The organism is Alkalilimnicola ehrlichii MLHE-1 (assembly GCF_000014785.1).
GTDB classification, from domain to species: domain Bacteria; phylum Pseudomonadota; class Gammaproteobacteria; order Nitrococcales; family Halorhodospiraceae; genus Alkalilimnicola; species Alkalilimnicola ehrlichii.
Genome location: NC_008340.1, coordinates 1,162,215 through 1,175,524, shown reverse-complemented (window position 1 = coordinate 1,175,524; position 13,310 = coordinate 1,162,215). Strand labels below are relative to the sequence as shown.

Below are 13,310 nucleotides of genomic sequence, written 5' to 3'. Positions count from 1 at the left end.
TCGTGCGCACACGCCGGCACCGCGCCGTGGGTTGCGACGGATCGGGGCCCTGCACCCGGCCCGACGGCCACCCGCACCGGAGGAGACGACATGCAGGATCGCCGCATTTATCAGGCCTGGGAGAGCTTCCTCAGTCAGGGGGAAACGCCGACAGGGGTGCGTGACGAAGTCCTCGCCTCCTGGCAGCGCTCCCTGGACAACAACGTACCGGTGGACCGCTCCCAGACCCAAGCGCTCAGCGATGGCGAGTTCCTGCGCGTCCGGCAGCAAAGCGGCCCCTTCCTGACGGCGGCACGCCCGGCACTGGAACAGGGGCGCCGGTTTCTCAGCGAGGCCCGGGCCATGGTCATGTTGAGCAACGCCCATGGCACCGTCCTGGAGACCGTCGGCGACCGGCGGGTGATCGAACATGGCCAGGACATCGGCCTGTGCCGGGGCGGGTTGTGGGACGAGGGCCACATCGGCACGAACGCCATCGGCACCGCGCTGGCCAGCCAGCAACCGGTCCAGATCCATGGCTACGAACACTATTGCTGCCGGGTACAGCGCTGGACTTGCGCCGCCGCGCCGGTGTTCAGCCCAACGACCCGGCGCATTCTCGGTGTCGTGGACCTCTCCGGACCCGCGGAGAGCTTTAACCCACAAAGCCTGGCCTACGTGGTGGCAGTGGCCCGCCAGATTGAGGGTGGGCTGATACAGGCCACCGAGGCCGACCACCGGCGGCTGATAGACCGGTTTCTGGGGATGGGACGGCGCTGGAAGCACCGCGACGTCCTGGTGGTCAGTCGCAGCGGCGTCATCGTGCATGGCAACGAACAGGTGCGACGCCAGATCAGCCGCGCCTCCCGTAACCTGTTTTTCGAGAACACCATCCCGCTACTGCGGGACACCCCTGCGGAAGAATGGCTGGACAAGCTCCACGCCCAGCTGCCCACCGCGGACATTGAACCGGTGACCGTGGATGGCGAGCACCTGGGGGTTATCCTGGCACCGCGTCAGGGTCGGACCGGCATCCGGCCGCGTAATCGGGACATGGGCGAGCACCCGTCGGACGGCTTCTCGCTGGACACCCTGATCGGGGACAGCCCGGCCATGCGCGCCGCCTGCGATAAGGCCCGCCGACTCGCGGCCACCGACGCCCCGATCCTGATCGAGGGCGAGACCGGGGTCGGCAAAGAGCTCTTCGCACAGGGCATCCACGCCCTGAGCATGCTGACCGGGCCCTTTATCCCGGTCAATTGCGGGGCGCTTCCCAAGGACCTGATCGGCGGCGAAATGTTTGGTTACGTGGGCGGGGCCTTCACCGGCGCCAGTCAGGAGGGCCGGCCCGGAAAACTGGAGGCCGCCGACGGCGGCACCCTTTGCCTGGACGAGGTCAGCGAGATGCCGCTGGACCTGCAACCCACCCTGTTGCGCATCCTGGAGGATGGGGTCGTCTATCGCATCGGCAGCCACCAGCCCCGACGGGTCCGGGCCCGGCTGCTGTCCATGACCAACCGCAATCTGCCGGAGGAGATCGAGTCCGGACGCTTCCGTCAGGATCTTTTCTACCGGATCGCCGCCCTGCGCCTGCGCATCCCCCCGCTGCGGGAACGCGGAGACGATATCGCCCTGCTGGCGGAGTACTACCTGCGGCAACAGGCCACCCGCAGTGGGCGAACGCCCCAGTCACTGTCCGCGGAGGCCATGGACGCCCTGCTGCGCTACCACTGGCCCGGGAATGTGCGCCAACTGCGCAATGCTATCACCACCACTGCCGCTCTGACTGACGCCGCCACGATCGACGTGGAGGCGTTGCCGGAAGAGATCCTCACCCCCGCCCCAGCCCCCACGCCCGGCGAGGACGGCAATCTGCAACTAGCCACGGTGGAGCGGGCCGCCATCGAGCAGGCCCTGCGCCGGTGTGAGGGCAATGTCTCCCGGGCTGCCCGGCAATTGGGCATCGCCCGCTCCACGCTCTACTGCCGCATCCAGGAACAGCACATCCCCATCCCCCGGCGCCGACGCACAGCGCCGTGACAGGCCGCCCGGCGCCGTTCACTCCTCCGGCCGGGACCGGCCGCGCAGCCGGTCCAGCTCCGACTCAGACCAGCCCTCCGGCTCGGTCAGCGCCACCCAGGCATCGACATAGTGTTCGGCGGCGATCTCATGGCCATGCCCCCGGGGTGCCCCTCCCACCGCAATATCGGCCAGCAGCTGCAACATCGTGACGACCGGGTACCAGCGCAGTTCGGTGGAGACATCCGGGCCACGCGGCTCCCGCATCCATTCCGGTTCACGATAGAGCACGGCGGGATCAAAGAACGTCACCGGGTCGCTGGCATACTGCAGGAAGGCGATCCGGAAGGGCCCCCACTCATCACCCTGATCCTCCAGGCCCTCGTACTGGTTCATGAATCGGACCACCGAGCCGTCACGGAACCGGGGCAACCAGGCCGGTGATCCGGCGTCCCGGCCGCGGGTGACGGTACGCCAGGTCTCGCTGCGAAAGGGGGGACCGCTCCAGAGCGCCCCGTCGAACGGATCCTGAATGATGTCGTAGACATCGAAGGAGCGATCGGAATTCAGCGCCCCCAGGCTCAGACCGTGGAGATAGAGGCGGGGCCGCTCGTCCTCCGGTAGGCGGCTCCAATGCCCGTACACGGCCTGAAACAGGGCGCGGGCGGTCTCCACCCCGTAGTCACCCTCCACCAGCAACGACAAGGGGCTGGGCAGGTAGGAGTACTGCGCGGTCACCGTCGCGATATCGCCACGGTGCAGGTACTCGGCCGGTTCCTGGGCGGCCGGGTCCACCCAACCCCGCCCGGTGGGGGTTGCGATCAGCAACACCGAGCGGTCGAAACCACCCACCCGCTTGAGCTCCTCCAGGGCCAGCTCGGCCCGGGCCTCCGGGGTCTCCGCCGCGTTCAACCCCACATAGACCCGAATGGGCTCCGGCACCGGTTCGCCGTGAAACCAGCGCAGGTCCTCCGCTGTCGGCCCGCTGCTGACGAACCGGCGCCCGCGGCTGCCCAACTCCTCCCAGGTGATGAGGGAGGCGGCGCTGCCGGTACGCATCGGGTCCTCCGGCGGATCCAAGTCATCCTGGATCAAGGCATCCACTTGTTGGTAGGAGTTATCGGCGGCGCGCAGGCCCAGGGTGAAGATCACCCCGTCGATGACCGACCAGAACAGCAGCAGCGCGGCGCCGATCCCGGCCACGTGCGACACCCGGCGGGGCACATGGCGCTGCAGCCGCGCCGAGAGCAGCAGGAAGGTGTGACGGAAAAGGCGTGCCAGCAGCAACAACAGGGCGAAGACCGCTAGGGCAATCAACGCGATGCTGTAGGCCCGGATCCCGCTCACAGGCTCCACCCCCATCAGGGTCCGCACGGAGTTCTGCCACTCCGAGGCCCGGGCCAGGAAATGGCCCGCGATCACCACGCAGGCCAGGGTCGCGAGCAGTTTCACGGCACTGCCCAGGCGGGCGCGGGGGGCGGGCAATTCCAAATAGGCCCACAGCCACTGGCCGGCGAAGCCCAGGGCATACCCTGCGGCGAACGACAGCCCGGAGATGACACCCTGCACCAGGAAAGGCCGGGGCAACAGGCTCGGGGTCAGCGAGAAGGCGAAAAACAGGGTGCCCAACAGCAGCCCCGCCGTGGAGAACTGCCCGAAGATTCGGGTGACTCGACGCATTCAACCCCCTCAGTCACTGCCCATTCTCAGGATCGCCGTTACACCCCCAGGCTGCAACCGGAACTGCCCTCCGCACGCGGGGGATGACATCCAGCGATACGGGGAGGATACTGGGAGATTCACCCAGCTGCCGAGTCGGGCTTATGAGTGTCGACATCGAGCTGTTTTCGGATCTGGTCTGCCCTTGGTGCTACCTGGGCAAACACAGGCTGGAGCGCGCCCTGGCGCAACTGCCGGACGGTCCGCCGGTACGCATTATATGGCGGTCATTGGAGCTGTTTCCTGCGCGCTCTCGCCATCGCCCGCCCCTGCCCCCGCGCTCGCAGGAGCTGGACCGCGATTTTCTCGACCAGGCGCACACCGACGCACTGCCACTGGCCCGCCACCCCCCGCCGCTGGTGGACGCCTACGACGCCCACCGGCTGGTTCAGGTGGCCCGCGAACAGGGTCTGGACCCCTTACGGGTGGCCGACGCCCTGTTTCACGCCGGTTTTGTCGAGGGGGGTGACCTGTCCAATCACCAGGTATTGGAGATGGCCGGCGCCGAGGCCGGGATGCCCCGGGAGCTGATCCGTGAGACCCTGGCCGGGGACGGCGGTACCGCCGGCCTGACCGCCGACCTGGCGCACGCCCGTGAGCTCAACGTCAGGGCGGTCCCCTTCTACCTGATGGACGGCCGCATCGAGATCATCGGGGCCGAGACCACCGATGTGCTGCTGGAGGCCCTGTCCACCGTGGTGGCGGAGTGCGATCACCCCTGAACCCCGCGACGGCGTGCAGGGCGCAGGCCCCGGGCCCGATCAGGCCCGGGTCGGGTCCAGCCTCGGCCGCAGCACCGCCTTCTCGGCCTCGACAATGAAGAACAGGGCCAGCCCGAAGATCAGGATCCGCGACCACTCATCCCAGCCGATCCCTTCGGTGCTGAACAGGAACTGGAACGGCCCCGAATAAGTGAAGAGCATCTGCAGGACCAGCAGCAGCGCGATCGCAATCAGCACCGGGCGGCTGCCCAGCAACCCGCGGATGTTGAGCACCGACTCGAGGATGTACCGGCTGTTGATGAGGTAAAACATCTGCCCCACCACCAGGGTGTTGATGGCGGCGGTGCGCGCCAGCTCCTGGCTGGCGCCTTCCCATTCGATCATCCAGAAATAGTGACCGAAGGTGCCCACCACCAGCAGCGCCGAGACGAACAGCACCCGCCAGATCAAGAAGCCCGACAGCAGCGGCCGCCCCGGCTCCCTGGGCCGGCGCTCCATCAGCCCCGGCTCCGGCGGCTCAAAGGCGAGGGCCAGGGCCAGGGTCACCGCCGTGACCATATTCACCCACAAGGCCTGTACCGGCTCCAGCGGCAGCGCCAGACCCAGCATAATCGCGGAGACGATGGTGAAGGCCTGCCCGCCGTTGGTGGGCAGGATAAACAGGATGGCCTTTTTCAGGTTGTCATAGACCGTCCGGCCCTCCTCCACCGCATGGGCGATGGAGGCGAAATTATCGTCCGCCAGCACCATCTCGGAGGCCTCCTTGGCCGCCTCCGTGCCCTTCACGCCCATGGCGATCCCCACATCGGCCCGCTTCAGCGCCGGGGCATCGTTCACGCCATCACCGGTCATCGCCACCACCTGGTTGTCCGCCTGCAGGACCTTGACCAGGCGCAGCTTGTGCTCGGGCGTGGTCCGCGCGAAGACCTCCACATCCCGCGCCCGCTCCTGGAGCGTGGTGTCGTCCATCTCCTGGATCTCGTGGCCGGCCAGGGCGTGCTCACCATCGCCGATCCCGAGCTGCTTGCCGATGGCGCGGGCGGTGAGGGAGTGGTCCCCGGTGATCATACGCACCTGGATACCGGCACTGTGGCACTCGCCGACCGCAGCGATGGCCTCCTCGCGGGCCGGATCGATGATGCCCATCACCCCGAGGAGGACGAGCCCATCCTCCACGTCATCAAAGGTCAGATCCCGCTTGTCGGCCGGGACCCGCTTGGTGGCCACGGCGAGCAGCCGCTGACCGCGCTCCGCCACCTCATCCATTCGCGCCTGCCACCAGTCCGGGTCCAGCGGCTGGTCGCCGTCGGCGGTGCGCTGCTCGGCGCAAACGGCCAGCACCCGCTCCGGCGCCCCCTTCATGATGATGTAGCCGTTGCCTTCATGGTCGTGGTGCAGGGTGACCATAAACTTGTAGGACGACTCGAAGGGGATCACATCGGTGCGGGGCATCCGCCCTGCCAGCTGCCGGGCGTCCATCCCCGCCTTGAGGGCGGCGGTGATCAGCGCCCCCTCGGTGGGATCACCCTCCATCCGCCAGCGGCCGTCCTTTTCGTAGACCTGCGCCTCATTGCAAAGCATCACCGCCTGGAGGATCTCGCAGAGCACCGGCTGGCTGTCGTCGGGCTCCACATCCCGGCCGTCCAGCTCGAAGTCGCCGTGCGGCTCGTAGCCCACGCCGGTGACCTGGTACTGGCGGTCGGCGGTCACCACCTCCTGAACGGTCATCTCATTACGGGTAAGGGTGCCGGTCTTGTCCGAGCAGATCACCGTCACCGAACCCAGCGTCTCCACCGCCGGCAGGCGCCGGATGATGGCGTTGCGCCGGGCCATCCGCTGCACGCCAATGGCCAGGGTGATGGTCATGATCGCGGGCAGCCCCTCGGGGATGGCCGCCACTGCCAGACTGACCGCCGCCAGGAACATATCCATGGCGGCGTAATCGCGCACCAGGTACCCGAACAGGAAGGTGGCCACAGCCACGGCCACAATGGCCACACTGAGCCAGTGACCAAACTGCGCCACCTGGCGCAGCAGCGGCGTGGTGGTGCTCTCCACCTCGGAGAGCATGGTGCTCACCCGGCCGATCTCGGTCTGTTCCCCGGTCTCGGCAACCACCCCCAGCCCGCGGCCGAAGGCCACCAGGGTGCCGGAAAAGGCCAAGGAACTGCGATCGCCCAACTCGCTGGCCTCATCCACGGGATCCAGCCCCTTGTCCACCGCCACCGACTCCCCGGTGAGCACCGCCTCATCGATGCGCAGGTTGCGCGCCTCGACCAACCGCAGGTCCGCCGGCACCCGGTCGCCGGCCTGCAACAGCACAATGTCCCCGGGCACCAGCTCCTCGGCATCCACCGTCTGCCGGTGCCCGTCGCGCAGGACCATGGCCTTGGGCGAGAGCATGCCGCGGATGGCGTCCAGGGCCTTCTCGGCCTTGCCCTCCTGGATAAAGCCAATGATGGCGTTGATCAGCACCACGGCCAGGATGACACCGGTGTCCACCCAGTGCTGGAGGAAGGCGGTACCGATGGCGGCCACGATCAGGATGTAGATCAGGACGTTGTGAAACTGCAGCAGAAAGCGCTTGAGCGGCCCGTCCTTCTCCGGCGGGCGCAGCCGGTTGGGGCCGTGGGTCTCCAGCCGGCGTTTGGCCTCCTCACTATCCAGGCCGTCCGCTGAGGATTGCAACCGCTCGAGCGCGGTTTTCATATCAAGACTGTGCCAGGCGGTATCCTGTGCTGCCTCGAAATCCTGCCGCGGGTCCTGCTGTTCTTCTTGCGCCATCATTACTCCTTGCCGAGGGGCCGGGCCGCCACGCGATCGCGCCCAGCGGTCAGCATAACCGCAAACTTCACTCGTTTTAAGTGCAGCGCAACATTTCCGCTGGATCAATCACATCCCGGTTATGGCGGCCATACGGGAGCGCTGAATAGGCCATCGTCGCAGGGCAGGCGCCCACCCACCGTCACGAGGAGGAGGCACAGCCGCCGTGGCAGTCCAGGGCGGGCTATGGATCGCCGCGTCGCTTCGCTCCTCGCGATGACGGGGGTGTTGCCCCGTCACTGTGGGAAGGGCCACCCCCCCACCGTCACTGCGAGGAGGCGAAGCCGACGTGGCAGTCTACCGCCCTGGATCGCCACGGGCCTTCGGCCCTCGCGATGACGGGGGTGCCCCGTTCCTCGTTGATTCGGGCCCGCGCAGCGGGGGGTCGGGCTCGCGATGACGGGGGAGTGCCCCCCACCGTCACTGCGAGCCCCCGCAGGGGGCGCGGCAGTCCAAGCGGCGTATGGATCGCCACGGCACTCCAAACCTCGCAATGAGGGGGGAACGCCTTCGGCCCTCGCCACGACGGGGGTACGCCCTGGAATAATCCTTTGGAATTGTACCGATGCGATGACAGACTGATGACATCAGTACCCCCCGGGGGGGGACCGACCGGACAGGGAGCGACGCCGTGCAAAAACGCATCAACCGCCTGATCGAGGGTCAGGCGGACAAAAAGGAGCGGAAAAAGACGCTGCAGGAGCTGCGCCTGAAGCTGCTGCGCAGCCAGCTGGCCCTGTCCGAGGCTGCCGAGATCCCCGTGGTGATCATGGTCACCGGCCAAGTCGGTAGCGGCCGCGGCGAGACGGTGAATCTGCTCAACAAGTGGCTGGAGAACCGGGGCATGGAGACCCATGCCTTCGGGCCGCCCAATGACGAGGAACGCGCCCGCCCGCCCATGTGGCGGTACTGGCGTAGCCTGCCGCCGGCCGGCCGTATAGGGATCTACGTCAACGGCTGGTATGGCGAGGCGGTGATCGACCGTGTGCAGGGTCTGATCGGCCCAGCGGTCCTGGAGACCCGGGTGGAGGAGGTCCGGGAGTTCGAGAAGACCCTGGCCGCCGAGGGCGCGCTGATCCTGAAGTTCTGGTACCGAATCTCCCGCGAGCGGCAGGCCGAGCGCCTGCACCAGCTGGAGTCCGACCCGGTCAACCGCTGGCGGGTCAATGAGTTGTCCTGGCTACGCCACGAGCAGTTTGACGCCATCGACGAGACCGCCCACCAGGTGGTGGAGGCCACCGACAGCGCCTGGGCCCCCTGGCACGTGCTGGAGGGCGGGCACCCGGAGCGGCAAACGCTGCAGACCGCCGCCATCATCCTGGACCGGATGCAGGACCGGCTGAGGGGTCGGCGGGAGGAGGTGGAGAGCGCCCGCGCCCCGGTCAAATGCCGTCCCGCGCGCGATCCACAGACCCTGGAGGCGCTGGACCTGACCCAGACCCTGGACAAGACCACCTACCACGAAGAACTGACCCGCTGGCAGGACCGGCTCAGTCAACTGGTGCGGGATCCGGTGTTCCGTCGCGACTACGCCGTGGTGGCGGTCTTCGAGGGCCACGACGCCGCCGGCAAGGGCGGCAGCATCCACCGGGTCACCGCCGCCCTGGACGCCCGCCACTACCGGGTGATCAGCGTGGCGGCGCCCACCGACGAGGAGCGCGCGCAGCCCTGGATTTGGCGCTTCTGGCGGCAACTGCCCTCGCACGGCCGGATGACCATCTTCGATCGCTCCTGGTACGGGCGCGTCCTGGTGGAACGGGTGGAGGGCTTCGCCGAGCGGACCGACTGGCGCCGCGCCTATGGCGAGATCAACCACTTTGAGCAGAACCTCCTGAGGAGCAATATTATCCTCGCCAAGTTCTGGCTCGCCATCGACGCCGACGAGCAGCTCGCCCGCTTCCAGGCGCGCGCGGAGACACCGTGGAAGGCGCACAAGCTGACCGAGGAGGACTGGCGTAACCGGGAGCGGTGGGACGACTACCAGGCCGCCATCAACGACATGCTGCGCTACACCGATACCACCGCCGCGCCCTGGCACGTGATCGAGGCCAATGACAAACGCTTCGCCCGGGTCAAAGTGATCAAGCGGCTCTGTGCCGCCATTGAGGGAGCCATGGAGAGCGGCGGCTGAGCCGGGTGCGACCGGATCAGCGCAGCAGGAGCAGCAGCATCAGGAGCACCAGGGCCAGGAACAGCGCCCCGGCCACCGCCAATTGACTGAACCCGGACGCCATCCGGGACACCAGCCGGCTGCCGCCACCGCTGTCCGATAGTAACGGTTGCCAGGCGGGCGGCTGGGGCAACGAAGGCGCGGCGGGCAACAGGGCGGCCAGGTCCCCTTCCGGCAAGCGCACGGCCTGCCAGCGGCGCGGCGCCCAATACCACCAGGCGCCCCCCGCCCCCAGCCCCAGCAGTGCCGGCCAGAGGCTGTCCCAGAGTGCCGTCACCCCGAGGGCCGCCACCGCCGCCTGGGGAAGCTGCCACCCCGCCCACAACCAGGGCAGAAACACCCCGATCAGTACCAGGCCAAGCACCGGGGCCCGGCCGCGCGCCGGCTCGCCCACGGCGCCGTTGTGCTCCGCCCCCCAGGGACCACCCGGCGGTCGGACCAGCCAGAGCAGGCGCAGCATGAGCAGCGTCGTGGCCAGCGAGCTCAGCGCCAGCAGCGGCAGCAACAGCTCCGCCCAGACCCCGGGCGCCATATCGACGGCATCCTTGAGCGCCTTCTTGCCCAGGGCCCCGGCGGTCAACGGCAGTCCGGCCAGGGCGGCGGCCGGCCAAAGCATCAGCCAGAACCGCGCCCGCGCGTCCGCCCCCATGGCCAGGAACAGCGCCCCCTTGGCCAGTCCATGGTGCAACGCCATCAGCACGACCGCCCCCATGGCCAGGGTCCACTGGATCTCCGGCAGCGCCAATCCCAAACCGATCAGCAGGGTGAGCAGCCCCATCTGGCTGACCGTGGAATAGGCCAGCACGGTCTTGGCCCGTTCCTGGGCCAGACCCACCACCACGGCGAAAAAGGCCGAAAACAGGCCGATGGCCATCACCCACGGGGCGACGGCGTCGGTCACCCCCTGGCCAAGCGGCAGAAACCGCAGCCAACCCATCAGCCCGGCCTTGACGATCACCCCGGAGAGCACGGCGCTGGCAGGGACCGGCGCGCAGGGATGGGCCAACGGCAGCCAGAGGTGCAACGGCACCATACCCATCTTGATCCCGAAGCCGAGCAGGAACAGCACCACCAGCCAGTCCTTGTGGGCGGCCCCGGCCAGCATCGGGCCCAGCCCGCGCAGATCGGGGTTGCCGAACTCAGCGGCCATCAGCAGCAGGCCCGCCACCAGCAGCCCCTCACCCAGCACCGCCAACACCAGATAGACCCGCCCGGCCCGGCGCGAGACCGCCCGGCCGTCGTGGATCACCAAGCCGTAGGCGGCGAAGGTCATCAACGCATAGGCCAGGTAAAAGCCTGCCGCGTCCAGGGCGATGAACACCCCCAGGTTACCGGCCATGGTGAGCAGGAACAGCGCCAGAAAGCGGTCCCGATGGGCATCTCCGGCCATGGCGCGGCGCGCGGCGAGAGCGGCCAGCAGCCACACTACCGCGGCCAGCAGCAGCAACGGCGCGCCGAGCGGGTCCACCCCCAGGCGCAGGCCCAGCAACAACCACGGGGCCTCCCAGTGGCCGCCGGGCCAGAAGGCGGCCAGCAGTGCCGGCACCGGCGCCGATGGGGCCCACCGCCACGCGCTCGGCCGCCACGCCGTGAACAGAGCGGCGGCCAGCAGCAGCGGCCAGAGCAGGACCAGAATCACCAGCATTGTGTGCGAACCCAACCGCGGGACAGGCCCCTAGCCTAGCGGCTCCGGCAACTGCCCCGCCACTGCCTCACGGAGCAGGCGGGTCACCTGGCGGCGGCCCGGCAATGACAAGGCCCGGGCGGTCTCACCCCAGTCCCGGTGCTGCAGGAGGCGAAGGATGAGCGCATTGCGCTCCGCCGGGGTCAGCCGCGCGGCTCGCTCCGGGTCGGCCAGCAGCCACAACGTCCAGCGGCGGAGCGCCGGCAGGCAGGCTTCGAAGATCCGCTCGCTGGCGGCGAAGGCCCGCAGGTCCTCCCAGTCATCCGCCACGGGCGGGGCGGCACCCTGATCCGGCGCGCGCAGCAGTTGGTCGGCCAGCGCCGGCTCCAGCCGGCGCAGCGGATCGGCCAACAGGTGGGGCAGGCCGTCGAGAAAGCGGGCCCGGGCCCGGCCAAGCAGGGACTCCCCGGCGGCACTCACCGCCCGGAGCATGACCACCGAATGGGCGCCGCTGGCCGCGCCGCGACGCAGGCTGACACGCACCGGGGCCAGCCCCTCGCATTGCCAGAAACGCAGCAACTCGTCGGTGGTCCCGAAGGCCGTGCCCAGGTAGTCCAGACCCCGCCGCCGGGCGTCGGCGAGGGCCTCCAACAACAGGCGCCGTCCCAGCCCCCGGCGCCTGGCATCCGGATGGACCGCAATGCGTACCACCCGCAGTCCGCGCCGCTCCGGCGCCTGACGCAGACCGCAATGGGCGGCCAGGGTCTCCGGGAGCATATGGCCCATGGGACGGGCCCGACCCCGCCAGACGGCCTCGGCGAAGGCGGCATCGAATCCCCCCTCCTCCGCCACCATCAGCGTTCCCACCAGGCGCCCGTCCAGCCATAACGCCCCGACCCGCACATTGGGCCCGTCCAGCAGGTGGCGCAGGTCCAGTGGCCGGGTGCGATAGTGGGCCTGGACCAGGAGCCCGAACACCTGGGTGAGCAACGGCTCGTCGGCGGCCAGGCGGTCGCGGACCAACCACTCCCAGCGCGGGGCGCCGGAGGCCGTCGGCGGCACCTCCCCGGGTTCGGCGTCCAGCAGCAGTAACCGGAACACCAGCGCCTCCACCGGATCGCCGGGCGACCAGCGCACCGGGGTCTGCAACCGCACCGCCTGCCAGCCGCGGGTCTCGCGGTCGAGCAACGCGTTGAAGCGCAGGGCGAACCCCCGACCGGTGCCCTCGTAGCCATGGACCGTGGTGGCGAAGGCCATGCGCGGGTGGCGGCGCAGCAATGCCGCCAGCACCGGTGTCGGGATGGCGGCCGCCTCGTCCACCAGCACCAGGTCGGGGGTATCGCTGCTGTCCAGCAGGGCACGCGGCACGGCGAAGCGCAGGCTCCGCCCCCGCCACTCGACCGCAGTCCGGGTACGGCGACTGCCGGGGAGCCCCGCGGCGGCATGTTCCAGCAGCGGCTGCACCGCCTCCGCCGCCGGCGCGGTCACCCGGATATCAGCCAGCCCCTGGCGCAGCAGGCGGGCGGCGGCCAGCCCCAGGGCGGAGGACTTGCCCCGCCCGCGGTCGGAGGTCAGCACCACCGGCCGCCGCCGGTGACCGCGCCCGGATGCGGAACGGACCAGGGCCTCCACGGCCTGTGCCTGATCGGGGGTGAGCGGCCCGCCCCCGGCGGGCCCGACGACCGCGGATGCGGATTGCGACGGCGGCAGGCGGTCCGGGGCGGCCGGCACCGCCGTGCCGTCCTGCTCCACCACCCAGGCATCGGGGCTGTCCCGCAGCAACCGCGCCAGGCGCCAGAGGTAACGGCCGGGGACCTGCTCCGGGCGCAGCGGGTGGACGGCCAGGCGCACCCGCTCCGGATCCGGCGCCCGGTGCCAATCCGCCAGCGGTGGGGTAAGCAGGAGCAGCAGGCCGCCACCGTGCACCGTGCCGGCCACGGCCCCGAAGGCGTCCGGATCGAAGCCGCAATGGGCGTCAAACACCAGCGCCGGGTACTCCCGGCCCAGCTCCTGCCAGACTTCCGCCGCGGCCCGGGCGCCCTCACCCTCCCCCACCCACAGGTGGTGTTCGTCGGCACCGCAGCGTTGCAGGACCCGGCGGGCCTCGGCACGGCCCCAGACCGCGGTCCCGGCCAGCACCAGCAATCGCCGGTGGCCACGGGCACGGGCAGCGGCCAGCAGCCGGTCGACCACCCCGAGCAATGGCTCCGGGCCCGTCACGCCCTCGTCCTCCGCGGCTCACCGCGGCAGGGGG

At 69.4% G+C, this 13,310-nt stretch carries 7 protein-coding genes; 3 read left to right on the top strand and 4 right to left on the bottom strand.

Annotation, left to right across the window (positions count from 1 at the left end):
• Positions 1 to 90 precede the first annotated feature (90 nt).
• Complete coding sequence (locus tag MLG_RS05275) at positions 91 to 2,019, top strand: sigma-54-dependent Fis family transcriptional regulator (protein ID WP_011628776.1); 1,929 nt, start codon at positions 91 to 93, stop codon at positions 2,017 to 2,019.
• Between the two features lie 18 nt (positions 2,020 to 2,037).
• Here the strand turns inward: MLG_RS05275 and MLG_RS05270 are convergent, their stop codons facing one another.
• Positions 2,038 to 3,678, bottom strand: coding sequence for an alpha/beta hydrolase (locus MLG_RS05270; RefSeq protein ID WP_011628775.1), 1,641 nt, complete (start codon positions 3,676 to 3,678; stop codon positions 2,038 to 2,040).
• 143 nt (positions 3,679 to 3,821) lie between these two features.
• Here MLG_RS05270 and MLG_RS05265 point away from each other — a divergent pair, with 143 nt between their 5' ends.
• On the top strand, positions 3,822 to 4,439 hold the full coding sequence (locus tag MLG_RS05265) for a DsbA family oxidoreductase (RefSeq protein WP_041717922.1): 618 nt from the start codon (positions 3,822 to 3,824) through the stop codon (positions 4,437 to 4,439).
• A 39-nt stretch (positions 4,440 to 4,478) separates the two neighbouring features.
• Here the strand turns inward: MLG_RS05265 and MLG_RS05260 are convergent, their stop codons facing one another.
• On the bottom strand, positions 4,479 to 7,223 hold the full coding sequence (locus MLG_RS05260; RefSeq protein WP_011628773.1) for a cation-transporting P-type ATPase: 2,745 nt from the start codon (positions 7,221 to 7,223) through the stop codon (positions 4,479 to 4,481).
• 670 nt (positions 7,224 to 7,893) lie between these two features.
• On the opposite strand from MLG_RS05260, the gene pap reads away from it, so the two are divergent.
• Entirely contained in the window at positions 7,894 to 9,393 is a 1,500-nt protein-coding gene (pap, locus tag MLG_RS05255; RefSeq protein ID WP_011628772.1) for a polyphosphate:AMP phosphotransferase, read from the top strand.
• Between the two features lie 16 nt (positions 9,394 to 9,409).
• Here the strand turns inward: pap and MLG_RS05250 are convergent, their stop codons facing one another.
• Positions 9,410 to 11,077 (bottom strand): complex I subunit 5 family protein, encoded by a 1,668-nt coding sequence (locus tag MLG_RS05250; RefSeq protein WP_011628771.1) that lies wholly within the window; start codon positions 11,075 to 11,077, stop codon positions 9,410 to 9,412.
• Positions 11,078 to 11,107: 30 nt separating this feature from the next.
• On the bottom strand, positions 11,108 to 13,276 hold the full coding sequence (locus MLG_RS05245; protein ID WP_011628770.1) for a tRNA(Met) cytidine acetyltransferase TmcA: 2,169 nt from the start codon (positions 13,274 to 13,276) through the stop codon (positions 11,108 to 11,110).
• Positions 13,277 to 13,310 lie beyond the last annotated feature (34 nt).